The sequence below is a fragment of the Flavobacterium ginsenosidimutans genome (assembly GCF_037478105.1).
Lineage (GTDB): Bacteria > Bacteroidota > Bacteroidia > Flavobacteriales > Flavobacteriaceae > Flavobacterium > Flavobacterium ginsenosidimutans.
On record NZ_CP147988.1, the window covers coordinates 3,608,300 to 3,632,199 of the forward strand.

Consider the following 23,900-nt stretch of genomic DNA (forward strand, 5'->3'; position numbering starts at 1 on the left):
TAAAAATGAAAAAAATATTATATATAGCAGGATTTGCAGTGATGGGTTTATTCGCTTCCTGTTCCGATTTTTTAGAAAATGATCCGCGTGGTGTGTTGTCTGAAGAAGATATTGTAACACCGCAGTCGGTTGAAGGATTTATGAATGCGGCTTATGCACAGTTAGGCAATGATCATTACGATTCTCCTTACAGTTTATGGCCGTTTGGTAATGTTCGTTCAGATGATGCTTATAAAGGCGGAAGCGGTACAAATGATATCCAAGATTTTCATTTTTTTGAAGTTTCAAATAATATCCGTCCAGATTTTGGAGAGTTGGACAGTTTCTGGTACATCAGTTATGTGGGTGTTTCAAGAGCCAATAAAGCGTTGAAAGCTTTGGAACAAATCTCAGAAGCCGATTATCCATTGAAGAAAACAAGAATGGCAGAAATGCATTTTTTAAGAGGACATTTCTATTTTATGCTGAAAATCATGTTCAGAAATGTGCCTTATATTACCGAAGATGTTCCGGTTGAAGATTATAAAACGATTTCAAACAAAGCACTTTCAAACGAAGAACTTTGGAATAAAATTGCTGAAGATTTTCAGGCTGCAGCCGATAATTTGCCAGATACACAGCCACAAGTGGGGCGTGCAACTAAAAAAGCAGCTTATGCTTATTTGGCAAAAACAAGATTGTACCAAGCGTACACACAGGATGAAACATTCAAAGTTACAGGAATAAACCAGCAGCATCTGCAGGAAGTAATCGTGGCAACAGATAACGTAATTGGAAAAGCAAGTTTGGAGCCTGATTTTGCAAACAACTTCCTGCCGGGAACTTACGAAAACGGAGCAGAATCTATTTTCTCAATTCAGTTTTCTGATAATGATGGAACGCTTTACGGAAGATTGAATTTTTCTGATGTTCTTTCTACGCCACAAGGTTTAGGTTGTTGCGATTTTCATAAACCAAGTCAAAACTTGGTGAATGCTTTTAAAACAGGAGCAAATGGTTTGCCTGAGTTTGACACGTACAACAACGAAGATTTTGATTATAAAAATATTGATGCCAATACAGTTGATCCAAGATTATATCATACCGTTGCGATGCCAGGTTTGCCTTATAAATATGATCCTGAATTTTTATATGTTGAAGCTTGGGTTCGTTCTCCGGGAACGTATGGTTATTTTGCTTCATTAAAAGAAAACGTTGCTCCAAATTGCACTTGTGTCGTAAATATTGATCCGTTTTACGGAAATTCTAAAAATAGAATTCAGATTCGTTATGCTGATGTGATTTTGATGCGTGCAGAAGCTTTGATTGAATTAGGAAGACAATCTGAAGCTTTACCATTAATTAATGAAATCAGAGAAAGAGCAGCGCAAAGTACGGGAAGACTGCCGTATGTGAGTAACTTCAAAATCAATACGTATGTGGATGGAAGCAATTGTAACTGGACACAAGATTTTGCCCGTAAAGCGTTGCGTTGGGAACGTCGTTTAGAATTGGCGATGGAAGGAAGCCGATTCTTCGATCTTGTCCGTTGGGGAATTACAGATCAGGTGATGAATGATTTTTACGCAAAAGAAAAAACAAAACGTACGTATTATCAGGATGCTTTTTTTGATGCACACAAAGAAGAATATTGCCCAATTCCGTTGAAGCAAATTAATTTCAGTCAGGGATTGTACAAACAAAATCCAGGTTATTAATCTTTAAAGAATCAGCAATATGAAAAAAGCTTTAAATAAATATTGGAGCAAAGTGTCTATAGTATTGGCAATGATTTTTATGATTACGGCCTGCGAAAATAGTTTTGAAACGGGCGGATTCGATGTGAGTTCGCCTTCAGATGTGCTTTCATTTAAATTGAATGGAGTTTCAGGAAGCATTGATCAGACAACAGGAAAAATTACTGTTGTAATGCCTTACGGATCTGACATAACAGCTATAAAACCGGAAGTTGTTTTTGTAGAAGGGGCTACATCAAATCCCGAATTAAATTCGGCTATGAATTTTACAAATCCGGTAAAATTCAGAGTGGTTAATGGGAATTTATATAAAGATTATACGGTAACCACAACCGTTTTAAGTCCGATTAAGAGTTTTACGATTAACGGTGTTGCGGCGACTGTAAACGACATTAGTAAAACCATTAATATGACGCTTCCTGAAAATACTGATTTGACAGCGCTAAAACCAGTAATTGAAACAACTGCTGGTGTTACGATTTCACCTGCTTCAGGAGCAACAGTTGATTTTACAAATGCAGTTACTTTTATAATAACATCAAACGGAAAAAGCGTTAATTATACAGCAAATGTTGGAGTTCCGGTAACAGGATTAACTGTGGCGTTTTTAGGAACTGCCGCTACAAGATCAGGAATTACAAACATGGATGAAGTTACAGCTTCGAACTGGTTGTTTGATAATTTCCCTGGTACGAAATACATTTCTTTCGAAAGTATACAAAACGGTGCCGATTTAAGTGATATTGATGTGATTTGGTGGCATTTTGATTCAGCTGAAAATTTACCTTCTGTGGCTTATAATCCTGCGGTTACCAATGCTTTGAAAAATTTCAGAACAAATGGCGGAAACTTGCTTTTGACTTCTTTTGCTTCGCAATATGTCGATGCTTTAGGAATTGTTCCGTCAGGAAAAGGACCGAATAATGTTTTTGGTGATTTTCCTCCAAATGGATTTGTAGACGGTAATTCATGGGGAATGTCATTTGTTGGTCATGAAGGCCACCCAATATTTCAAGGCCTAACCACTTTTGAATCCGGAAAAGCCAATTTACTGCAAAGCGGAACTTTCAGATTAAATCATACAGCGTGGTGGTTTTTACCAGAATGGGGTGGATACAGTAATGGGGAAGGTTGGAGAAATCAGACAGGAGGAACCAATCTGGCAAGTGAAGCCTGGGATAATGAACTGAACGGAAGAGTAACAATTGCAGAATTCCCGAACACGAGTACAAATAAAAATGTAATTGTTATTTCTATGGGAGCTTATGATTGGTACAATGAAACCAATAGCAGCGGTGTGCCAAGTCAGGCCAATGAGTTTATTGCAAACATAAAACTGCTGACACAAAATAGTATCAATTATTTAGCGGCAAAATAAATCACTTTGAATTTAATAAAATGAAATATAGAAATATAATAACAATCGCCTTCGTTTTCTTTTCACTGGCTTCATGCAGTCAGGATGAAACGTATATTGGAGGTTCGATTTCAGGAGGAAATTCTGAAATAACTAGTGTTTTTCCTGTTCCGCCCGCGCAATGGATGGGCGCAAACGACCCATATTACAGTGCGGGTTATACGGGAGATATTATGCCTTTTTTCGATAACGGAAAATTCCATATTTACTTTCTGCATGATGCGCAGAATAAACCTGCCGGAAAAGGATTTCATGATATTCATGAATATCAAAGTACAGATTTGGCACATTTTACTTATGAAGGCCAAACCATTCCGTATGGTACAACTTTAGAACCAGATTTTGCCATTGGTACGGGATCAGTTATTAAAGTAGGCAATCTTTATTATTTCTATTACACAGGGCACAATGAAACTCCGGCTTTTGTACAATCGAATGCCAGAGAAAGTGTGTTGTGCGCAACAAGCAGTGATTTGAAAAACTGGACAAAAGTTCCATCTTTTAAAATTACGGCTCCAGCGGGCTACTACAATTATGATTTCAGAGATCCGCATGTGTTTTATAATGATGAATTGAAAAAATATTCCATGTTAGTAAGTACACAAACAGAACCTGGAAGAAAAGCCGTTTTGCTGCATTTTACAAGCGCAGATCCTGCATCAGGAAAATGGGATGTTGAAGCTCCAATTTATACCACAACGCCTGAGGATAATTATCTGATGATGGAATGTGCGGATATTTTCAAAATGGGAAGCAATTGGTATTTAATTTTTTCTGAGAATTGGAGCGGAAACAAAGGAACGCATTATAGAATTTCATCATCAATAAATGGACCGTGGGCAAAACCCGAAAATGACCGAATTGATGGAGAATATTTTTATGCAGGAAAAACAGCTTCTGACGGAAATAAAAGATATGTTTTTGGATGGAATGCCAGAAAAACGCCTGAGAATGATTTAGGAAATAAAGATTGGGCGGGGAATATGGTCATTCATGAATTAACTCAGAATTCAGATGGAACTTTAGGAACGCAATCACCGAAATCGGTTAAGGATTTATTTTCGAAAAAGAATGCTACTGCAGAAGTAGATGCGATTTCAGCCAACGCAACAGCCAATAACGGAACCTATTCTTTATCCGGAGAAACAGAAAAAGCAATGGTTACTTTTAAAAGTTTTGGAAAAAAAGTCAAAATAAAAGCAGAAATTACTTTAGCGAAAGCTTCAGGAACAACAGGATTTGTTTTTCATACCAATGATACAGGAAGTTACTATAAAGTGGTTTTGGATATTGCTAATAGTAAAATAAGCGGTTATAATTCGGCTTTACAGGAAGTAACGCGTTTGCCATTTGCATTTCAGACGAATGTAAAATATGATGTTGAAATAATTGCTGAAGGAAGTGTTGTCGTAGTTTACATAAACGGAAAAGCAGCGCTCACCAACCGCATTTACGGAAGAGACAAAAACAAATGGGGTTTAATTGCTGAAGGACAAACGAGCACAATCTCAAATCTTCAGATAACCCAGCCTGAATAAGAACAATAATAAAATATTTTAGAATGAATAACGGAAAAAACCTTAAGGCGGTGGCATACGGAGAGGTACTTTGGGATGTTTTTGCCAATGAAAAAAAGATTGGCGGAGCACCATTGAATGTAGCCTTGCGAATGAAAACGCTGGGTTGCGAAGTAGCTATGATAAGCTGTGTGGGCAATGACGAAGACGGGAAAGCAATAAAAGAGCAAGTGAAACAACTGGGACTTGAAACGGATACAATTGTAGTTTCTGAAGATTTCCCAACTGGTTTGGTCAATGTGACCTTAAATGAGCGGGGATCTGCAAGTTATGAAATCAGTTATCCGTCTGCATGGGATAAAATTGAATTGAATGATTTGGCGAGGAATTCAGTTGCTAATGCCGATGTTTTAATTTATGGCAGTTTAGTTTGCCGAGATAACGTTTCAAGACTGGCACTTGAAGAAATGCTTCAAAAAAAAGTCTATAAGGTTTTTGACGTGAATTTAAGAAAACCACATTATTCATATGAAATGCTCGAAAGACTAATGCAGTCAGCGGATTTTATAAAGTTTAATGATGAGGAATTATTAGAAATTACTACAGCTATGGCTTCGCCATTTACAAGTCTGGAGGACAATATGAATTTTATAGCTGAACGAAGTAAAGTAACGGGAATGTGTGTAACGAGAGGCAAACACGGAGCCTTGCTAATGTGGGAAGGCCGACTTTATGAAAATGAGGGATATCCTGTTGAAGTTGCTGACACCGTAGGTGCTGGAGATTCATTTCTGGCGGCTTTGATAGCTTCATTGTTAAGTGGAAAAGAACCTCAGTATTCAATAGATTTTGCCTGTGCAGTAGGTGCATTAGTAGCTGAATCTCCTGGAGCGAATCCCGAAATTTCACTTTCCAGAATTGAAAAAATGATGTTAAAAATGAAAATTTAACTTTTATGAAATTTAAATGAAATATGAGTTAGTTAAAACAAAATTTTTGCAATTGGCCTTGTTAACAGCAATTTAAATATTCGTTTTTTGAAGTAAAGCCTGATATCTTTTAGATATTAGGCTTTTATCGTAATATTATAAAACTTGGAAGCAAATACATGTAGGAGATGTGTTGGATTTTATATTTTCGGATAAAAATGTCTAAGAATTTGTTTAGGTGTTTTAACAACTTCTTTACTGATTGGGTCAAACCATTTTACTTCTTTTATTACTTCTGCACAACACTCGTTTTTCGAGTTAAAAAAACAGCTTTTAATATTGATTTTATCCGCTAAGTAACAATGCTTCATTTCAACTAAAAAATGTTCTGTAAACATTAGGTTTTTATAGATGATTAATTCATGATTTCCTTCCTGTAAACCTAAATGCATGTAATTAAGCTTTTCTTTGGAAAAACCATTGCAAAACAAAAATTGGTATAACAATCTGACAGTATATGAGATATATGCGGTATCTTCCATAACCATATAATCATTTACATCTTCTCCGGTAACAACATAATTTTTACAGATCATTTTAATATAATTTAAGGTTTAAAAAAGAGACCGGCGTAATCATTTACCGGCCTCTAGAACATTAGTCATGTTTAAAACTCTTTTGAATCTGAATGAATCAGATACTTAAATAGGATTATTTAGCTAATAAAAAATTGTAATTAATCTTTATTTTGTCAGCAATTTTCTTTCTCACAAGACTTGGTATTTCAATATCAAAATCTTCTGGTTTTGCTTCAAACGTGCCAATAGCATTGACACCGTTTGGAGCTTTTGAAATTTTTACAATCACTGAGACTGCTTTTGTTTTTCCATGAATAGTAAGATCTCCTTTTAGTGTAAAATTTTTAGGAGAATTTGTAATTTTAGAACTATCAAAATCTTCTATTTTACCTTTGAAAGTTGCTTTGGGAAACTTTTCAGATTCCATATAATTTTCATTAAAGTGCTCCTCCATTAATGCTACTTTAAATCGAAAACCTTTTATAAGAACTAAACTCGCAAAATCTCCCGTTGTCTGATCCAGAACTGCTGATACTGATTTGCTTTCTGCAGCGACTTCTTCGTAAGAAGGCATTGATGCTTGAAATTTTATATTCCCTGATTTTGTAATTAGTTTTTGTGCAAATCCACTAGTGTTTGCAACTATAACGAGCAATAATGCAAAGAAATTTATGAATGATTTTTTCATAATAATTAATTTTCTTTTAGACCATCGGTGTTCCATTTCACAATTAGATCAATATTAGCCTGAGCCATTCTTCCGCCTTGAGGCATAAGTCCTTGCTGGCCACTTTGAAGCTGGATTCTCCCTAATAAACCAGCACTTTCTACGGCAGCTTTTACCTGAGCAAAAGTAGTCAGCGGTCTAAAAGCTGCAGACCTTCCGCTTGAGTGGCAGCTTACACAGTTGGCGTCAATAATAGATTTTACATCTTTATTGTAGGTAACCCCAGTTGTTGGATTTGTTGGATTTGTTGGTGTAGTAGGTGGTGTTTCGATATCCTCATAGGTGTCAGAATCACTACAGCTTGCAAATACAGCCAATAAAATTGTAAGTAAGATTGTTTTTTTCATGATTTATTGTTTTTAATTGTTAGAATACTCTGTAAAGGTTAAAGCCAAAGAAGAAATCTCCTTTGCCCCAGTCTCCAGAGGCATTAGTAAGGTATCCGCTCTCACTCATAGATTGTGAATTGGTAAAAATTAATTGAAATACGTGTCCGCCAGTTTCTACATCAAGACCTACAGACAATGGATTTTTATAAAAGTCAGGTTTGTCAAAATTGTGCATGTATTCTAAATTGACAGATAATCTTTTTGTGATTTTATAGCGCCCGCCACCGCCAAAAGAAAACTGATTATCTCTTTCAATATCAGGATTGTAAAGGTTTTTGTGTAAAAAAGACGGTACTAATTCAATAGAGAATTTTTCACTTACTTTTCTAGATATTAAAAGTTGCTGCACATACGTCATGCGATGCTTAAATTCTAAACCAGGATATTGGTCTTTTTCTAAAAAAGTATTGATATCCGCAACGCTATAGCCAACAATATCCAGCGGAAAATTATCGTTTTGTCTTGCTAATCTGTACTTTAATCCAGTTTCATACATTTTATTTAAAGTATGTCTCGAAAGGCTGACAGCTAACCAATCTGTAACACCATAAATTCCCCCAAGTTTTGTGGTTGCATTGTCAAGTCCAAAAAAACTGTCAAAACCATCTTTTACAGTGCCAAAACGATGCGAAACCACAAAATAAAACTCTTTTTTAGCAGGCATTTTTGTGGTCTGTAAGGTTACCAGCTGTAAAGCTTTAAAAGTAGCTGTAGAATAGCTTTCTTCTGTTTGTGTAGAATCAAGACTCTTCAATAAATCATCCTGTGAGTAAGCCAGCGTAACTAAAAACAGGCAGAACGGAACTAGAATTTTCTTCATAAATTAATTATTATTTGTTTGGTTTATTTGACAGTGCATTGGTCTATTTTGACTTCCATAAATAGTTCGTCATAACCAATGCATTTGCCTTTAATCGTCATTTTATTGTTGATCATTTTATTTTTTAATTTTTCTTTAAACAGACAGAAAACAGTATTTTCAAGTATAATTGTAGAGTTGGTTTCTTTGGTTACTTTACCCGTTATTTCAATAGTTTTATTGAGGTATACTGAATCTGCTTTTTTAGGATCAGCGTTATAATCTTCAAGCAGTTTTTTTGCCGTTATGCTAAAATCTGGCGCTTCAGATGCTATATTTCGGGCTTCTTTAAATATTATTCCATAATAAAAGTAGATTCCGGCAGAAACCATTAACAGTAATACCGCAGTTACAATTGTTATTTTTTTTCTTTTCATAATTTTGTTTTTAGTTTTTTTTGATGTGATAATCATTCAGCGCTTTTTTTAAAATAGCTTTTCCATAAACGTCAGGATTATTGGAATTCTCCATTTTCCGTTTATAATGTAAAGAGCATCCATAATGGGCACTATTTCAGATTTGTATTTTGACGCAAACCTGATCTGACGTTTTTTAGATGTTGCATTTTCTTGTGTATTCATACTTAAAACTGTCTCAAATCAAATGATGATTCTATAGTGAAACAGCCTTAGCGTAGATTACCCTACCAAAGAATTGTAATTTTTTGAAAAAAAAGTAAAAAGGAAGAATGAGAGCTTTAAAACTCTTGTAGAATGGATATTAAAATGAAACTCTAAAACTCAGATTTGGAGTTCTTTGCAATGAAAAAGTATCGACTTCTTCTATAGAATTGGTTAAAGAATTAATTCTATAATATTCGCTGATTTCATTTCTTCTGTCAAGAATATTTAGGATTGAGATTCCTATTTTGTATTGAATTCCGTCTGCGGTTTCCCACTTATAAGTTGACGAAAGATTAACCTGAGAAAACATATTCAGATTACTGTCGTTTGGTTTGTTGTAAACCAGTACAGGATCAAAAAGATCAATTTGAGATAAATTTGGAGATGTTTTTGGTCTTCCAGAAGTCCATTTTGTTCCTAAGGCAATCTTGAAATTGTTTTTCTCATAAATTGCCGCCCACGACAAAGTGTGTGTCAGCTCAAAGTTGTTTGGAAAACGAGAGTATTCATAATTCGGAAAATTATAATTGTTTTCATTGTAAGTATAACTCAACCACGTAAGAAAGTGATTTATTTTTTTCTGAACCAACATTTCTATTCCCCAGATTTCATAACCACCTGTAGTTCTAACAAATTCCAGCTGATTCTGAAAACCTTGACTAGAAGTAGTTATTCCCGTTACTTTTTTATAAAAGTTTTCAATATCCAAAAGCCAGTCGTTTTTTTTATAAAACAAGTTTAAGGATAACTGTCTGCTCTTTTGAATAGGAATTGTGCCATTATTGGAGATAATCCAGCGTCTTTTTTCAATACCAAAATAATCTTTCTGCAAATCAATAATTTGCTGAGAGTTTTGACTTTTGAGTTCGCCAAGCAATTCTAAATTAAGGCTTTTGCTTATTCCGTAACCCAATTGAAGTCTTGGTTCCGCAATATATTTTTTAAATTTTTCAATATAATTAAGTCGCATTCCACTCTTAAAATATACTCGTGAAATGGTATCGTTATATTTTCCTTCTACAATTAAAGCGTGCGTTCTTAATACGTCTTTTACTTTACGATAAAAATCAGGATTAGTTACCTGCTCTAAATTAGTAATGCCAATTTCATTAAATTGATAGCCATCGCTGAAACTAAATTTAGAGTTTAGAATATGATTGTTTTCTAGATTCACGCCATTATTATTGACTGTATTTTCTTGAATAACAATCTGGTTTTCATAAATTGACTTCTGATCGGCTAGAAGTTCATACGAAGAATTGTAAACATTAATTTTGGTGGTGTTGAAGCTATTCCAGTTTCTTTTCCAAGACAAATTTCCGCCATAATTCTGCTGGCGTAAAATATTGTTTTGTGCTTTATTTATATTGTATGAAACAGCACTTTTAGTAACTTCCAAGTTGTCTTTTATGGTTATTAAATCCAGTACTATTTGATCTTTAATTCCTATTTTTTGAGCATATTTTATGGTAGCATCATAGAAACCAAATTTTTTATCGCTTTTATAATTAAGATTTTGGTTCTGCGAAAAATCTGTTATGGTAGTGTTTTGAAATACTTTATTGAAATATTCTTTATAAGTAGGAGTTTCTACAAAATCAGTAATCGATTTGCGCGCCGAAATTTCGATATAACTTTTTTTAGAAAGATTATACTTTCCATAAACATCAGCATTAATCATGTTGATTCCCGCGCTGAATGAATTTTTTTCTGCTTTTTCTGGAGTAGAAGAAATGGCGACTACACTTGAAACACTTTCTCCATAAAAGGCAGAACTACCGTTTTTATAAATAGAAATGGTATGCCCAAGATTTGGATTAAAAACAGATATTAAACCAAAAAAATGTCCCGTTTGAAACATTCGTATTCCATTCCACAAAAATAAATTCTGATCGTGCGTACCACCGCGAACATTAATACTTGAGACACTTTCATCGAGACTGTTTACGCCCGGAATCTGCTGCATAGTCTGCAACGCATCGGGTTCAATAAGACCGGGAAGAATTCCAAATTTTTTGGGCTTAATTTCAAGAGATCCATCGGTATTTTTAGAAATACCCGAAGCTAAAATGGCATTGGTTTTAATTTCGTGCAATTCTGTGATTTCAGGTTCTAATACAATTTGAAGACAATTTTTAGCGTCTGGATTTCCTGCCGTAATTCTCTTTGAGGCAAAACCAACATGACTAATTATAAAAGTGTTTTTATCTTCTTTACTGAATTCAAAATAACCTTCGGAATCAGTTGTAATGTGAGTTTTATTATTTAAACTAACATTCGCATTCTCAATAGGTTTTTTATCGATGCTGGAAAAAACATAGCCGCAAATTATAGGACTTTCATTGTTCTTTTTATAGATATTGATGAACTTGTTTCCTATATTTTCAAAAGATAAATGAGTTCTTTTTCTTAAATATTCTAGTTTTTGTTCTAATGAAAGTGATTTTTTTGGAGGATTTAATTGGAGACCTTCAATATTATCTTCTGTGTAATTAAAGCTTACACCATGCTGTTCTTCAATATCAATTATTATTTTTTTAATGGGCATCACTTTTCCTTTGTCCTGAGCAAAAAGATTCAGGGCAAGAAAAAAGAGAAAAAACAAAAAATGAAATTGTTTGGGGCGGAACATTTATTTTTCGTCAAAAATTATTTTGTTGTCAGATACTTTTTTAGCCTCCAAATGATACGTTGTACTAATAATCTGCAAAGCTGTATTTAGATTTTTTGCCGGTAATTTTCCTGTAAACAGGGAGATAGTATCTTTTGTATTTAGTTCAATCTTAATATTATATTGTCTTTCAACTTCATCAAGAAGGCTTCTGATATTTTCTTTATAAAAACAAATCTGATCATTCATCCATTCTGGTTGTAATGCATTTACAGTTCTTTGAACCTGTTTTCCATTTTCAAAACGAACACTCTGTCCGTGAGTTAATAAAACTTGAATGTTGTTATAATTTACTTTGACACGACCTTCATAACACACAACGTCGAACCTGTTTTTTCTGGCTTTAACGTTAAATTGCGTTCCTAAAACGGTTACTTTTCCAAGATTCGTTTGGACTTCAAATTTTCTGCCTTTTGCGACTTTAAAATAAGCTTCTCCTTTTAATTCGAGATGTCTGTTTTTGTCCCAATTCCATTTTTTATAATGTATTTCAGAACCTGAATTTAAAACCACTTCAGAATTATCGGGTAATGAAAAAGCAGTCTTTTTTCCAAAATCGGCAGTTTCGGTTTGAGGGACAAAAACTTTTATCGCAAAACTAATTCCGAGAGCCAGCACAAATATGGCGGCAGCTTTAAATGCCCATTTTTTGTAAAGCGGAACTACTTTTGTTGCTGTTTTTTTCTGGCTTAAAATGTTAGACAGCATAGCATTTTCATCCAAATCACCTGTTTCAAGATGAGCGGTATAATTTTTTATCTTTTGGTATTTTTCAAAATCGGGGCTTGCCTCAAATTCAGCCAATTCATCCGGAGACAAATCGTCGTTGAGCCATTTTGCTAATAAGCGATTTTTTTTCATTTTATCGTATTATTTAATTAAAACAATTAGAACTAAATTTACCCTACTTTTTATAAATCAATTTCTTTACGTAAGCTTAACAGAGCCAAATGAATGCGTTTTTCCACAGCCTTTACGCTAATGTTGAGCTCTATGGCGATTTCGCTGTATTTTTTTCCGTCAATTCTGTGCATCAAAAAGGCGGTGCGCTGTTTTTCGTTTAAGTTTTCGATTGCTTTTAAAAGTTTGGCTTGAAATTGTTTTTCCTCCAAGAGATATTCTGGATTTTCGTTTGTTTTGTCTAAACCGCTGAAGTTTTTTTCATATTTCAAAACTACTTTTTGGTGTGCAATTTGATTAAGACTGCTGTTGTTTGCAATCGTATAAAGGTATGATTTTGCTTTTTCTAAAGGTACAGAAGCACAATTCTGCCAAAGCTTTACAAATGCTTCCTGAGTTACATCTTCTGCTTGTTCTGCGTTTCCAAATTTGTAAAAAAGAAAATTCCGAAGTGCTTTTACATGACTTTTGAAGAAAGACGAAAAAATGATTTCATCACAGGTATTAGATTGGTTTTTATCTGGCATTTAGAGTTTCAGTTTGTAAAGCGCAAAAGTATTTGTTTTTAATTTAAGTAGGGTAAAAGTAAAGATGATTGTTTTATTGAGTAATAAAATGCTATTGGTTTTTGATAATTTAGTATAGATGAAAATTATGAACCTTTTGATGTTGGTTCATTAAAAAATAGTTTCTTTTAAAATTTATTTACCTTTGTAAAAACATAAATATGTTCCTTTTGAAAAAATATTTATCAATTGCAGTTTTCCTGTTGTTATTGTTTTCTTGTCAAAGTGAAATAGACGAACAAAACAATAATTCGCAGGGGACAATTACTACTGTTTCTCCGCTCACTACTTATCTGCAAAGAGTTGCTATGGTTAGAACTGTACAAGATAATATGATCGACGGATCCAGCTACTGCACCATAAAACTCCCATATACTGTTACAGTAAATAATGAACAGATTGCAGTAAATACCACAGCCGATTATCAGAAAGTTTTGGATAATATCAACGCAAGCAATTATGATGATGATATTGTAAAAATAGATTTTCCTGTAACGATGGTATACTACAATTACATCGAAAAACTTATTCCAAATCAGGCAGATTTTGATGCATTAATAGATTATTGGAATCTTTACCCAGATCTTTTATCCAAAATCAACGGATTGAATATCAATTATCCTATCACTATCAATATCTACAACAGCGCGAATCAAGCAGGCAGTTCTCAATCGATAGTAAGTGACCAGGCCTTTTTTAATTTCATTAAAAATTTAAATGAAAGCCAGTACATATCTTTAAAATATCCTATCACAATTGCTGATTACAATAATCAGATAAAAACGATTTCAAATAATCAGGATTTCGAAAACGCTATTAAATATGCCATAGATTATTGCCCAGAAAATAACCTTGTGACACTAGATTTTTCTACAACCATCACAAAAGATTCTTGGGAAATTCCCTATTTTTATGATGGTACTGTTAAGACTTCAAATTACAGTGATTATACATTTGTATTTAAAACCGATCAATCTGTAGTTGCCACCAAAAATGGAGTTTCGGAAACGGGACAGTGGGAAAGTTCAGTCCAAAGCGGAGTTACAGAAGTAAAGATAAGTTTTAGTACAGGAGTGCTTTCTAAATTAAATTTTGACTGGAAGCTTTTTGAATTTAATAATTCTCAGATAAGATTGCGAGATGAAGGTACAACGACAAATTATCTTTACTTTCAGAAAAAATACTAACGGCTTTTTTCTTTCTTCACAAACAAATAAGAAGTCCTGTAATGGGTAATGTTGCCGCAAATAAGCAAACTAAAAAGGCTAAAATTTTTGTTGGATAACCATAGATACTTCCTGTGTGAATTGGGTAAATTAAGCGTCATATTTTATCGCCATTGCTAAAGGATTCATAACGTCTTATTTTCAAAAGTTTACCCGTGTATTTGTCAAAATAAGCCATACTTGAAATATTTGGAATAGATTTTTCAAGATTCAATTTAATAGCCATAATGCTGTTTATGGTATCAGAAGGGATTCTGATCTGTGTATCTCCCTTATCGTGTGATATTTCCATTCAAATCAATTTCGATACCTTTCGATTCCTCCTCACCAAATAAAAAATGGCGCCAATTGAATTCAATTGGCGCCATTTGGCTTTGTGACCTCGACTGGATTCAAACCAGTAACCTTCTGAGCCGTAATCAGATGCGCTATTCAGTTGCGCCACGAGGCCTTTTTGTTATCAATTAGCTATTTTTTTGTAGCTTTGTTGATTGCTTATTGCGGGTGCAAAGATAGACATAAATGTGAGATAAACAAGGAAAAAACAACAGAAAATTAAAAAAAAATGAAGATTGAAAATTATATACGTGATATTCAAGGATTTCCAAAAGAAGGAATTTTGTTTAAAGATATAACTCCACTACTAATTGACCCCGAAGCGAGAGCAAATTGCTTAAAAATTCTGGTTGAGTCTTTAAATAATCAAAAAATAGATAAAGTTGTTGGTGCAGAATCACGTGGTTTTTTCTTCGGAATGTTATTGGCGCAGGAATTAAATGCAGGATTTGTTCCTGTTAGAAAACCTAAAAAACTTCCTTTTGATACTATTTCAGCTTCTTACGAACTTGAATATGGTTCTGATAGTCTTGAAATGCACACAGATGCCATCAAAAAAGGAGATCGTGTTTTAATTCACGACGATGTTTTGGCTACTGGCGGAACTGCAAAAGCAGTTTGCGAATTGGTGGAGAAACTTGGAGGCGAAATTGTTCAATGTAATTTCTTAATGGAACTGACTTTTTTGAACGGAAGAGAAAAAATCAAAGAATATCCAGTATTTGCTGCATTGACTTATTAGTCAAACGAATACAATTTTATGCTTAATAGCATAAAGTACAAGTCCGATTCGGGTTTTTATTTCAAGTTTATCAAAAAGAGATTCTCTGTAACCATCAATGGTTTTAGGGCTTAAACACATTTCTGATGCAATTTCCTTATAGGTCATTTCTGTACAGGCGTGTTTGATAAAAACAATTTCTTTTTCCTTTAGACTAATTTTTCTGTTGTCGCTGTTGACTTTATTGATCAGCATTCCAGAAACTAATTCAGTAAAATAAAAACCCTTTTCGATGACGCAGTGAATAGCTTCTCTAAAAATTTCAGGAGAAGTATCTTTCAGCAAATAACCTTTTGCGCCATTGGTAATCATCTTAATGATAATCTCGTCGTCGTCATTAACAGATAAAGCAATTACTTTAAGATCCGGTCTATTTTCCTTGAGCCATTTCATAGTGCTTAATCCGTCTAGAACAGGCATATTAACATCAAGTAAAATAAGATCGATTTCTGATAAAGGATTTTCTTCCAGGTAATCAATAAATACCTTTCCGTTTTCAAAACGTTCTATAACTTCATAATCGCCAAAACTCTTAATTAGCAGTTCCAACGACTGTGAAAAAAGTAAATGGTCATCAACAATTATTATTTTGCTTTTTGAGTTAGTTTTCATAGCCTTGAGTTAAAGGATATTCAATAGTTACACTTGCTCCCGTTTCATCAGAATTTAGGATCAATTTGGCGCCAATAAGTTTGGCTCTCAGTTTCATATTATTCAGCCCTATTCCCGAGCCCGATTTTGTAAGATCATATCCAATTCCGAAATCTTTCAATTTCAATCTGAAAACAGAATCGGTGGTTTCAATATTAACATCAAATAAATCGCTTCTGGAGTGTTTTAAGCTGTTATGAAGCGCTTCTTGAAAGATTCTGTAAATAATTAATTCGTGTTCTTCATTGATTGTCGGAATTGTTCCTGTTTGATTAAAATTGTATTTTATCTTTTTAAGTTTTTTAATTCTTTCCAAATCCTGCTGAATCGCTTCTAGAAAATTATCTTGGAGCAAATTATCTTTGTTGATGATTCGCGAAAGAATTCTTAATTCATCCAAAGACTTTGCTAAAACAGCTTTCAGGTCTTTAAGTTCTTCAATTTGAATATTTTTAGTGCTTATTGAAATATTAAGCTGCATAATTGCTACCGAGATAATTTGTCCGATGTTATCGTGTAATTCTTTACTAATTTCAGATAAAGTCTGATCTTTTATTTCAATTCTGGTTTTGACCAATTCAGATTGGAAATACAAATCGGATTCCATTTTTTCAACAACAAATTTGTTTTTCTTCTTTAAAAAATAAAAGAATATGACCACCAAAGTAACAAGTAAGGTGAAGAAAACAATGCCTAAGGAAATAACTAATAATTGTATTTCTTTTCGCTCCATATAAATCCTATTATAAAGCAGCTATGTGCCAGAAAATTTAAAATAAATAAAACCAAACTAAAAATAGATTCGTCTTGTTTAATTAAGAACCAATTGATTGCCAGCATAAAAGGCGTAAAAGGAACATGGAAAACAAGAATTCCTAAAATGTACCAGAAAAACACTGACTTTTTAAAATTTAATATTTTTTCAGAATTAAAAATCTCAACCAGATAGAGACAAGATAGTATTAAAACTAATAATACGCCTATCGCAAAACTGTATGTAAATGAGCGGTTCATATCTTCTTTGAAATATAGAATGTTCAAGAAGAAAGAAATGATAAATAAAATCAAAAAAAGAACAGCCGAAATTCGGTGGTCTTTTTGGGTTAGCAAGGCTCTTAAAAGTAAAATATAGGCAGAGAAACTGGCAAACATATAGAAATTGTAAACATAAAAATTCAATAAACCCGTCCATTGGGTAAAATAATAGCCTACAATTTCGGTTATGATCGAAAACCAGATTAAAATTACTAAAAATTTAGCTTTATTATCAGGAAGTTTTGGTAGCGAAAATAAACCAACAATTCCAGATAATAAAGCCAGATAAACTATATAAGATCTTAAAAATTCAAACATAAGGTTTTTAGTATATTAAGCTAGGCGGTCTTCCGATGTTTCCGTAATTCATTGGTTCCAAGCTTTGAATGTCTGATGAAGAAGCTTCTTGAACCAAAGCAAAACTTTGAATTTTTTCAGTATTGCTTTCTACTTTTTTGCCCGTTGGAACTAAAAATAGAGTAGTCAATCCAGCTTTTTCTCCATGTTTTTCATCATCCGGATAAACTCCAAAATAAAAACGAATTCCATCTACATTATAACCGTCATTAGCTCCGTTAGTTTTAATATAATGAATATAATTTTCTAATTCTTCCAAAGAATACCAAATAGCATTAGCATCTTCTTTTTGAGCTTTTTTTGCTGTAAGTGAAGCTCTTTTATTGTTGTAATTCACATTTAATTGTTTAGCAAATTCTTTAGTGATTAATTGACTCGGTTTTGCGGGAGGATTTTTCATGATTTAATTATTATTTATTGGTTAAGGATTTAGTTAAGAGTTTTTTGAGTTGTTGGAGACAAAATTATTTGAAACAGAAAATTCGGACAAGGGGAAATACCCCCTTTTTTGTTTAGGTAAATTTATTTAAAATTTCGGGTTAAAGTGCTGTTATATAATATTTTATAATATTATAATTTTATGTTGTCAGTTTTAGGGCAAAAACAGACATTCCAAAATGTAATCGAAATCTATAACCACTAAAACAAGAAATAATGAAAACCATAAAAGCAGGTGCAAAATCTCCAGAAGTTTATTATTTAAACGAGCTTTTGACCAAATTAAACTATAAAGTAATTGTTTCCGATTATTTCGGAACTGAGACGGATAAATCAATTCGAGATTTTCAATTGAAGAACAATCTGGTTGTTGATGGAGTAGTGGGACTTAAAACGTGGTCAACTCTTTTAGAAAAAAGCAAAAATGGTTTTTCTTCCAATAATAAATTATTGTCGGAACAAGATTTAATCAACTTTTCGAAACAGTTTAATTTGGAATTGGCAGTTGTAAAAGCAGTAAACGAAGTGGAAAGCAACGGAAAAGGCTTTTTAATAGATGGTCGCCCGAAGATTTTGTTTGAAGGACATGCTTTTTGGGATGAATTAGAGAAGAGAAAAATAAATCCCAGGTCATATAAGAACTCAAACACGCAGGATATTTTGTTTGAAAACTATACTAAAAAGTATTATGTTGGCGGAGCAGGAGAATATACACGTCTCGAAAAGGCTAGAAATCTGGCTCAGGATAAAAGATTTATTGATGCAGCGAATAGTTCGGCTTCTTGGGGACTTTTTCAAATTATGGGCTTTAATGCAACTTCTATTGGCTATAAAAGTATTGATGAATTTGTAGAAAAAATGAATCAGAGCGAAGGTGAACATCTAAAAGCTTTTGGATTGTTTCTAGAAAAGAATAATTTGATTGGACTGCTACGAAACAAAAACTGGGCTTCATTTGCTTTAAAATATAACGGACCAGCTTACAAAACCAATAAATACGATGAAAAGTTGATGAGAGCGTATCAGAAATATTCTAGATAATTATGAATTGTTAATTGTTAATTGTTAATGGTTGATAGTTGATGGTTGATTGTTAATGGTTAATGGTTAATTGTTGATGGTTTTGGTTGTTTGTAGTTTTATTTTTCAAGGTTCTAATCTTAAAGAAAAAACAAAGGTTTATGCAAAGCGTGATTTTCTTTGCGGTAAAATTATACTCAAAGTTTATCAACTTGAAACTTGAAGCTTGAAACAAAAAAAAGAATAAAAAAACAAAACCCGACAAGAGCTTTTATGTCTGTCGGGTTTTTTATTTTAAACTAAGGAATAAACTATCTCAAAGTTGCTCCAAGTTCAGTTTCGAAAGTCTGTTGTAATTTAGACATGATTTTATCGATCTGAGTATCGGTTAGTGTTTTAGTATTGTCTTGAATAGTAAAACTCAATGCGTATGATTTTTTCCCTTCTGGTAATTTGTCACCTTGGTAAACATCAAATAAATTGACATCTTTTAAAAGCGCTTTCTCTGTTTGCTTCGCTAAATTGAAAATGCTTTCGTAAGTTGTTTTTTCGTCGATTAATAAAGCTAAATCTCTACGAACTTCAGGATATTTAGGGATTTCAGTATATTTAATTTTTCCTGTAATGATTTTTAAAACCAAATCCCAATTAAAATCTGCATAATAAACGTCTTGTTTAATACCGAAATGCTTCAAAATAGGCTTTTTAACAACACCCATTTCAACTAAAATATCATTATTGTAAGTAATCGCAGTTCCTTCAGAATAAATATCTGATTGAACTGGAGCGTTACCAATTTTTTCAATTCCTAAACGAGATAAAATCGCTTTTACATATCCTTTCAACAAGAAGAAATCTGTTGTTTTTTGAGGATTTGTCCAGCTTTCTTTGTTTCTGTTTCCAGAAATCAATAAAGAAAGATGTTTGTGTTCTTCGTATCCGTTTAGATATTTATGATATGTTTTTCCGAATTCAAATAATTTTAAATCAGAATTTTTTCTATTAATGTTATAAGAAACAGCTTCTAAACCAGAAAACAATAAAGACTGACGTAGCGTTGCTAAATCACTGCTCAACGGATTCAACATCGAAACATTATGTTCTTCTTTTAATGAAGCAGATAATTTTGCGTATGCTGCAGTTGTCAGCGAGTTTGCCATCATTTCATGGAAACCTTGAGAATTTAGCTGAGAAGCAATTACATTTTGTACTTTATAATCTTCTGTTCTTGGCGAATTTGCTACAGTAGCATTAAATTTCTTAGAGAAATTAATGTTGTTATAACCGTAAACTCTCAAGATTTCTTCGATTACGTCAATTTCACGTTGAACGTCAACGCGATATGCAGGAATAGTTAAGCCTAAACCAGTATCAGAAACGCTATTTACTTTAATATCTAAAGAAACCAAGATTTTTTTAATTGTATCTTTTGAAATTTCCTGTCCAATAATTTTAGAAACATGGCTAAAATTCAACAAAACAGAGAAATCTTCAACTTTTTTAGGATAAACTTCTACAACATCAGAAGTGATTTTTCCGCCTGCAACTTCTTGAATTAAAAGCGCTGCACGTTTCAAAGCATATTCTGTAATAGTTGGGTCAATTCCTCTTTCAAATCTAAAAGAAGCATCTGTGCTTAACTGATGTCTTTTAGCAGTTTTACGAATGCTAACTGGATCAAAATAAGCACTTTCTAAGAAAATAGAAGTTGTTCCATCTGTAACTCCAGATTTTTTTCCTCCAAAAACTCCAGCAATACAAAGTGGACCTTTTTCATCACAAATCATTAAATCTTCTTTGTGAAGCGTTCTTTCCACGTCGTCAAGAGTCACAAACTTAGTTCCTTCTGCAACTGTTTTTACAATCACTTTTCCGTTTATTTTTGCAGCATCAAAAGCGTGTAAAGGCTGTCCTAATTCATGTAAAACATAATTTGTAACGTCAACAATATTATTTTTTGGAGTTAAGCCAATAGCTTTCAAGCGGTCTTGTAGCCAGCTTGGAGATTCATGAACAGAAATTCCAGAAATGGTTACACCGCAATATCTTGGTGCTAAATGAGAATCTTCAACATTTACGTCAATTTTAAGCGTACGCATGTCTACTCTAAAATTGCTTACAGAAGGCGTGATCAATTCTACGTTTACACCGCGTTGTAACATTCCTGCTCTTAAATCACGAGCAGTACCATAATGGCTCATTGCATCGGCACGGTTTGGTGTCAATCCGATTTCGAAAACTTCATCATTGGCAATTTGGAAAACTTCAGAAGCTGGAGTTCCAGGAACTAAATCCTCGGCCAAAACCATAATTCCGTCGTGGCTCGTTCCTAAACCTAGTTCATCTTCAGCACAGATCATTCCATGACTTTCTTGTCCACGGATTTTTCCTTTTTTAATGGTAAACTCAGCACCATCTTTATCGTATAAAATAGTTCCGATTGTTGCAACTGGTACTTTTTGTCCCGCAGCAACATTAGCAGCACCGCATACAATTTGTACAGGAGCTTCTGAGCCAATATCAACTGTAGTAACTTTCAATCTATCAGCATCAGGATGTTTTTCGCAAGTCAAGACGTGTCCAACAACAACGCCTGCTAAACCTCCTTTAATTGATTCGTATTTTTCGACAACTTCTACTTCTAAACCTAAATCTGTTAGCAATTCAGAAGTCTGCTCAGATGTCCAATCTGTTTTAATAAATTGTTTTAACCAGTTGTAAGATATTTTCATTGTAGTTATTTAATTCTTTGAATAAGGTTACAAATATAAGGATTGCGGTTTGGAGTAAGAAAAAATTACGTGGTTTTTTCTTGCTGATTTTTCTTGACGATAAAACGCTGTGTGCTAAGATTTTGATAATTTATCTATTAAAATTTTATTAAATAAATATTATAAAAGGCTAAAAAAATTGAATGTGTAATTTTTGTGCTACAAGATGAATGAAAAGTGCTACTCTCTTTCTATTTATGAACCTAAATTTGGGTAAATCAAAAAAGAATATTATGAGTACCACAGCAAAAAGACCTGAATTTAAGGCAAAATATGATAATTATATTGGTGGAAAATTTACCGCCCCAATTACAGGAGAATACTTTGATGTTGTTTCTCCAATTGATGGTAAAGTATTTACAAAAGCCGCACATTCTGGAAAAGCAGATTTAGAATTGGCGGTAGATACAGCTTATGAAGCTTTTAAAACGTGGGGAAAAACTTCTGTAACCGAAAGAAGTATTTTATTAAATAAGATTGCACAAAAAATTGAAGACAATTTAGAATATATTGCAACGGTTGAAACGATTGATAACGGAAAACCAATTCGTGAAACTCTTGCCGCTGATATTCCATTAGCAATTGACCATTTTAGATATTTTGCAGGTGTAATTCGAGCCGAAGAAAGTTCGATTGCGGAATTGGATTCTCAAACCGTTTCTATTGCATTAAGCGAACCTTTGGGCGTGGTTGCACAGATTATTCCTTGGAATTTCCCAATTTTAATGGCGGTATGGAAAATTGCCCCAGCGCTTGCGGCAGGAAATACAATCGTTTTAAAACCAGCAGAAAGCACACCAATTTCTATTATGGTTTTAATGGAATTAATTGGAGATATTCTTCCTCCAGGAGTTCTGAATATTGTAAACGGTTTTGGTGCAGAATTGGGAAGACCTTTAGTAACTAATAAAAAAGTATCAAAAGCAGCATTTACAGGTTCTACCACTACAGGACGTTTGGTAATGCAATACGCAACAGAAAATATTATTCCAGTTACTTTGGAATTAGGAGGTAAATCGCCAAATATTTTCTTCCCGTCTGTAGCTGATCATGACGATGATTTCTTTGATAAAGCAGTTGAAGGCGCAGTTTTATTCGCTTTAAATCAAGGTGAAATCTGTACTTGTCCTTCTAGATTATTAATTCACGAAGATATTTACGACAAGTTTATCAAAAAAGTTATCGAAAGAACTGAAGCGATTATAGCGGGAAATCCGTTGGATAAATCGACTATGATTGGGGCTCAGACTTCGATTGTTCAGAAGGAAAAAATCATGTCTTACATTAAATTAGGAAAAGAAGAAGGAGCAGAGGTTTTAACTGGAGGGGATGAAAATAAATTGGGAGGCGAATTAGAAGGCGGTTATTACATCAAGCCAACTTTGTTTAAAGGTCACAATAAAATGAGAATCTTTCAAGAAGAGATTTTCGGACCTGTTTTAGCGGTGACTACTTTTAAAACCACAGAAGAAGCAATCGAAATCGCAAACGATACCATGTACGGTTTAGGTGCAGGAGTTTGGACGAGAGATGCACATGAAATTTATCAAGTTCCAAGAGCGATTCAGTCTGGTCGTGTTTGGATTAATCAATATCATTCTTATCCTGCTGGCGCTCCGTTTGGGGGTTATAAACAATCTGGAATTGGACGTGAAAATCACAAAATGATGTTGAGCCAATACCGTCAGACAAAAAATATGCTGATTTCTTATGACAAAAAGAAATTGGGATTCTTCTAAAGAATAACTATCAAAATCCTGGAGTATTGTTTGGTGATATGTATGGGGCGTTAAATGAAAATTTAATGGCATTAAGCAAACTCCCTCCAGGCAATTTTGATTTGCAAATATCCAATGCAATCAAATTATTGTTTGATTGAAAGTAAAGTATAAATAGTTGGTTAAGTCAAAGCAGTAAATTTCGTAATAGAGTTTACTGCTTTTCAAGTTTTAATTTTTAAGTTATGATTAAACGAATTGATGCCACAGAAAAAGCAGTTGAACTGATTAAAGTTCTAAAAGAAAAACACGGTGATTTGATGTTTTATCAAGCAGGAGGATGCTGTGAAGGTACACAGCCACAATGTTTTGAAAAAGGAGGCTATTATCAGCGAACTGGAGATGTTTGTATTGGTACCGTTGAAGATGTTGAGTTTTGGGTAGACAAAGATTTATTTGAATACTGGAAACATGCGCATTTTACTTTGACCGTAATTGATGCATTTGGAGTAGGAGGTTTTTCGTTAGAAACTCCTTTAAAGAAAACATTTCAAATCGAATATCGAATTTTTACTCCCGAAGAAGAGATGAATTTGGAGCCGGTGACTAGGATTGAGTAATTTTTTTAGTCTCAGTCGCAGTCTCAGTCTCAGTC

At 33.6% G+C, this 23,900-nt stretch carries 25 protein-coding genes and 1 tRNA gene; 9 read left to right on the forward strand and 17 right to left on the reverse strand.

Annotated features, from left to right (window positions below; translation table 11 throughout):
* Positions 1 to 5 precede the first annotated feature (5 nt).
* From V6624_RS15850 to V6624_RS15865, 4 genes are read left to right on the forward strand one after another with little or no spacing between them, the layout of a single operon-like run.
* Entirely contained in the window at positions 6 to 1,697 is a 1,692-nt protein-coding gene (locus V6624_RS15850) for a RagB/SusD family nutrient uptake outer membrane protein (protein ID WP_338839317.1), read from the forward strand.
* A gap of 19 nt (positions 1,698 to 1,716) precedes the next feature.
* The gene (locus V6624_RS15855) at positions 1,717 to 3,114 is read left to right on the forward strand and encodes a DUF4960 domain-containing protein (protein WP_338839318.1); all 1,398 of its coding nucleotides are present in this window, start codon (positions 1,717 to 1,719) and stop codon (positions 3,112 to 3,114) included.
* A 20-nt stretch (positions 3,115 to 3,134) separates the two neighbouring features.
* The gene (locus V6624_RS15860) at positions 3,135 to 4,691 is read left to right on the forward strand and encodes a glycoside hydrolase family 32 protein (protein WP_338839319.1); all 1,557 of its coding nucleotides are present in this window, start codon (positions 3,135 to 3,137) and stop codon (positions 4,689 to 4,691) included.
* Positions 4,692 to 4,714: 23 nt separating this feature from the next.
* Entirely contained in the window at positions 4,715 to 5,620 is a 906-nt protein-coding gene (locus V6624_RS15865; protein ID WP_111290844.1) for a carbohydrate kinase family protein, read from the forward strand.
* A gap of 179 nt (positions 5,621 to 5,799) precedes the next feature.
* Here V6624_RS15865 and V6624_RS15870 read toward each other — a convergent pair whose 3' ends face one another.
* The 9 genes from V6624_RS15870 to V6624_RS15910 all read right to left on the reverse strand — a co-directional run bounded on the left by V6624_RS15870 (position 5,800) and on the right by V6624_RS15910 (position 12,873).
* Complete coding sequence (locus V6624_RS15870; protein WP_111290846.1) at positions 5,800 to 6,195, reverse strand: hypothetical protein; 396 nt, start codon at positions 6,193 to 6,195, stop codon at positions 5,800 to 5,802.
* A gap of 115 nt (positions 6,196 to 6,310) precedes the next feature.
* Positions 6,311 to 6,865 carry a YceI family protein gene (locus V6624_RS15875; protein ID WP_239455774.1) on the reverse strand — a complete coding sequence of 185 codons (555 nt, stop codon included), beginning with the start codon at positions 6,863 to 6,865 and terminating at the stop codon, positions 6,311 to 6,313.
* A 5-nt stretch (positions 6,866 to 6,870) separates the two neighbouring features.
* Positions 6,871 to 7,251: a cytochrome c gene (locus tag V6624_RS15880; protein WP_111290850.1), complete on the reverse strand. Its 381-nt coding sequence runs from the start codon at positions 7,249 to 7,251 to the stop codon at positions 6,871 to 6,873.
* Positions 7,252 to 7,270: 19 nt separating this feature from the next.
* Entirely contained in the window at positions 7,271 to 8,113 is an 843-nt protein-coding gene (locus tag V6624_RS15885) for a DUF5777 family beta-barrel protein (protein WP_111290852.1), read from the reverse strand.
* A gap of 23 nt (positions 8,114 to 8,136) precedes the next feature.
* Complete coding sequence (locus V6624_RS15890; RefSeq protein WP_111291218.1) at positions 8,137 to 8,529, reverse strand: OB-fold protein; 393 nt, start codon at positions 8,527 to 8,529, stop codon at positions 8,137 to 8,139.
* Between the two features lie 48 nt (positions 8,530 to 8,577).
* The gene (locus tag V6624_RS15895; RefSeq protein ID WP_162615031.1) at positions 8,578 to 8,733 is read right to left on the reverse strand and encodes a hypothetical protein; all 156 of its coding nucleotides are present in this window, start codon (positions 8,731 to 8,733) and stop codon (positions 8,578 to 8,580) included.
* Between the two features lie 139 nt (positions 8,734 to 8,872).
* On the reverse strand, positions 8,873 to 11,380 hold the full coding sequence (locus V6624_RS15900) for a TonB-dependent receptor (RefSeq protein ID WP_338839320.1): 2,508 nt from the start codon (positions 11,378 to 11,380) through the stop codon (positions 8,873 to 8,875).
* A gap of 27 nt (positions 11,381 to 11,407) precedes the next feature.
* Complete coding sequence (locus V6624_RS15905) at positions 11,408 to 12,307, reverse strand: FecR family protein (RefSeq protein WP_338839321.1); 900 nt, start codon at positions 12,305 to 12,307, stop codon at positions 11,408 to 11,410.
* Between the two features lie 50 nt (positions 12,308 to 12,357).
* Entirely contained in the window at positions 12,358 to 12,873 is a 516-nt protein-coding gene (locus tag V6624_RS15910; RefSeq protein WP_109193278.1) for an RNA polymerase sigma factor, read from the reverse strand.
* Positions 12,874 to 13,073: 200 nt separating this feature from the next.
* On the opposite strand from V6624_RS15910, the gene V6624_RS15915 reads away from it, so the two are divergent.
* A complete protein-coding gene (locus tag V6624_RS15915; RefSeq protein ID WP_111290858.1) occupies positions 13,074 to 14,099 on the forward strand; it encodes a hypothetical protein in 1,026 nt (341 codons plus the stop codon).
* Positions 14,100 to 14,115: 16 nt separating this feature from the next.
* Here the strand turns inward: V6624_RS15915 and V6624_RS15920 are convergent, their stop codons facing one another.
* From V6624_RS15920 to V6624_RS15930, 3 genes are all read right to left on the reverse strand, one after another.
* On the reverse strand, positions 14,116 to 14,229 hold the full coding sequence (locus tag V6624_RS15920; protein ID WP_317048492.1) for a PepSY-associated TM helix domain-containing protein: 114 nt from the start codon (positions 14,227 to 14,229) through the stop codon (positions 14,116 to 14,118).
* Between the two features lie 6 nt (positions 14,230 to 14,235).
* Positions 14,236 to 14,430, reverse strand: a complete 195-nt coding sequence (locus tag V6624_RS15925) for a hypothetical protein (protein ID WP_239455776.1) — start codon at positions 14,428 to 14,430, stop codon at positions 14,236 to 14,238.
* 85 nt (positions 14,431 to 14,515) lie between these two features.
* Positions 14,516 to 14,589, reverse strand: a tRNA-Arg gene (locus V6624_RS15930).
* A 114-nt stretch (positions 14,590 to 14,703) separates the two neighbouring features.
* Here V6624_RS15930 and V6624_RS15935 point away from each other — a divergent pair.
* On the forward strand, positions 14,704 to 15,216 hold the full coding sequence (locus V6624_RS15935) for an adenine phosphoribosyltransferase (RefSeq protein WP_111290931.1): 513 nt from the start codon (positions 14,704 to 14,706) through the stop codon (positions 15,214 to 15,216).
* Here the strand turns inward: V6624_RS15935 and V6624_RS15940 are convergent, their stop codons facing one another.
* The 4 genes from V6624_RS15940 to V6624_RS15955 all read right to left on the reverse strand — a co-directional run bounded on the left by V6624_RS15940 (position 15,217) and on the right by V6624_RS15955 (position 17,698).
* On the reverse strand, positions 15,217 to 15,867 hold the full coding sequence (locus V6624_RS15940) for a response regulator transcription factor (RefSeq protein WP_111290933.1): 651 nt from the start codon (positions 15,865 to 15,867) through the stop codon (positions 15,217 to 15,219).
* On the reverse strand, positions 15,857 to 16,513 hold the full coding sequence (locus tag V6624_RS15945; RefSeq protein WP_239455778.1) for a sensor histidine kinase: 657 nt from the start codon (positions 16,511 to 16,513) through the stop codon (positions 15,857 to 15,859). The genes V6624_RS15940 and V6624_RS15945 overlap by 11 nt, the downstream gene beginning before the upstream one ends.
* A gap of 98 nt (positions 16,514 to 16,611) precedes the next feature.
* Positions 16,612 to 17,259, reverse strand: coding sequence for a hypothetical protein (locus V6624_RS15950; RefSeq protein WP_111290937.1), 648 nt, complete (start codon positions 17,257 to 17,259; stop codon positions 16,612 to 16,614).
* A gap of 7 nt (positions 17,260 to 17,266) precedes the next feature.
* Positions 17,267 to 17,698, reverse strand: a complete 432-nt coding sequence (locus tag V6624_RS15955) for a hypothetical protein (protein ID WP_111290939.1) — start codon at positions 17,696 to 17,698, stop codon at positions 17,267 to 17,269.
* Between the two features lie 254 nt (positions 17,699 to 17,952).
* Here V6624_RS15955 and V6624_RS15960 point away from each other — a divergent pair, with 254 nt between their 5' ends.
* Positions 17,953 to 18,777, forward strand: coding sequence for an N-acetylmuramidase domain-containing protein (locus V6624_RS15960; RefSeq protein WP_111290941.1), 825 nt, complete (start codon positions 17,953 to 17,955; stop codon positions 18,775 to 18,777).
* Between the two features lie 290 nt (positions 18,778 to 19,067).
* Here the strand turns inward: V6624_RS15960 and pheT are convergent, their stop codons facing one another.
* Entirely contained in the window at positions 19,068 to 21,488 is a 2,421-nt protein-coding gene (gene pheT, locus V6624_RS15965; protein ID WP_338839322.1) for a phenylalanine--tRNA ligase subunit beta, read from the reverse strand.
* 272 nt (positions 21,489 to 21,760) lie between these two features.
* On the opposite strand from pheT, the gene V6624_RS15970 reads away from it, so the two are divergent.
* Positions 21,761 to 23,266 (forward strand): aldehyde dehydrogenase family protein, encoded by a 1,506-nt coding sequence (locus tag V6624_RS15970; RefSeq protein WP_338839323.1) that lies wholly within the window; start codon positions 21,761 to 21,763, stop codon positions 23,264 to 23,266.
* A 224-nt stretch (positions 23,267 to 23,490) separates the two neighbouring features.
* Positions 23,491 to 23,865 carry a DUF779 domain-containing protein gene (locus V6624_RS15975; protein WP_338839324.1) on the forward strand — a complete coding sequence of 125 codons (375 nt, stop codon included), beginning with the start codon at positions 23,491 to 23,493 and terminating at the stop codon, positions 23,863 to 23,865.
* The last annotated feature ends 35 nt before the right edge of the window (positions 23,866 to 23,900 follow it).

Coding starts and splice junctions, on each gene's coding strand:
- V6624_RS15850 (WP_338839317.1), top strand. CDS start 6: ATGAAAAAAATATTATATATAGCAGGATTTGCAGTGATGGGTTTATTC.
- V6624_RS15855 (WP_338839318.1), top strand. CDS start 1,717: ATGAAAAAAGCTTTAAATAAATATTGGAGCAAAGTGTCTATAGTATTG.
- V6624_RS15860 (WP_338839319.1), top strand. CDS start 3,135: ATGAAATATAGAAATATAATAACAATCGCCTTCGTTTTCTTTTCACTG.
- V6624_RS15865 (WP_111290844.1), top strand. CDS start 4,715: ATGAATAACGGAAAAAACCTTAAGGCGGTGGCATACGGAGAGGTACTT.
- V6624_RS15870 (WP_111290846.1), bottom strand. CDS start 6,195: ATGATCTGTAAAAATTATGTTGTTACCGGAGAAGATGTAAATGATTAT.
- V6624_RS15875 (WP_239455774.1), bottom strand. CDS start 6,865: ATGAAAAAATCATTCATAAATTTCTTTGCATTATTGCTCGTTATAGTT.
- V6624_RS15880 (WP_111290850.1), bottom strand. CDS start 7,251: ATGAAAAAAACAATCTTACTTACAATTTTATTGGCTGTATTTGCAAGC.
- V6624_RS15885 (WP_111290852.1), bottom strand. CDS start 8,113: ATGAAGAAAATTCTAGTTCCGTTCTGCCTGTTTTTAGTTACGCTGGCT.
- V6624_RS15890 (WP_111291218.1), bottom strand. CDS start 8,529: ATGAAAAGAAAAAAAATAACAATTGTAACTGCGGTATTACTGTTAATG.
- V6624_RS15895 (WP_162615031.1), bottom strand. CDS start 8,733: ATGAATACACAAGAAAATGCAACATCTAAAAAACGTCAGATCAGGTTT.
- V6624_RS15905 (WP_338839321.1), bottom strand. CDS start 12,307: ATGAAAAAAAATCGCTTATTAGCAAAATGGCTCAACGACGATTTGTCT.
- V6624_RS15910 (WP_109193278.1), bottom strand. CDS start 12,873: ATGCCAGATAAAAACCAATCTAATACCTGTGATGAAATCATTTTTTCG.
- V6624_RS15915 (WP_111290858.1), top strand. CDS start 13,074: ATGTTCCTTTTGAAAAAATATTTATCAATTGCAGTTTTCCTGTTGTTA.
- V6624_RS15925 (WP_239455776.1), bottom strand. CDS start 14,430: ATGGAAATATCACACGATAAGGGAGATACACAGATCAGAATCCCTTCT.
- V6624_RS15935 (WP_111290931.1), top strand. CDS start 14,704: ATGAAGATTGAAAATTATATACGTGATATTCAAGGATTTCCAAAAGAA.
- V6624_RS15940 (WP_111290933.1), bottom strand. CDS start 15,867: ATGAAAACTAACTCAAAAAGCAAAATAATAATTGTTGATGACCATTTA.
- V6624_RS15945 (WP_239455778.1), bottom strand. CDS start 16,513: ATGGAATCCGATTTGTATTTCCAATCTGAATTGGTCAAAACCAGAATT.
- V6624_RS15950 (WP_111290937.1), bottom strand. CDS start 17,259: ATGTTTGAATTTTTAAGATCTTATATAGTTTATCTGGCTTTATTATCT.
- V6624_RS15955 (WP_111290939.1), bottom strand. CDS start 17,698: ATGAAAAATCCTCCCGCAAAACCGAGTCAATTAATCACTAAAGAATTT.
- V6624_RS15960 (WP_111290941.1), top strand. CDS start 17,953: ATGAAAACCATAAAAGCAGGTGCAAAATCTCCAGAAGTTTATTATTTA.
- pheT (WP_338839322.1), bottom strand. CDS start 21,488: ATGAAAATATCTTACAACTGGTTAAAACAATTTATTAAAACAGATTGG.
- V6624_RS15970 (WP_338839323.1), top strand. CDS start 21,761: ATGAGTACCACAGCAAAAAGACCTGAATTTAAGGCAAAATATGATAAT.
- V6624_RS15975 (WP_338839324.1), top strand. CDS start 23,491: ATGATTAAACGAATTGATGCCACAGAAAAAGCAGTTGAACTGATTAAA.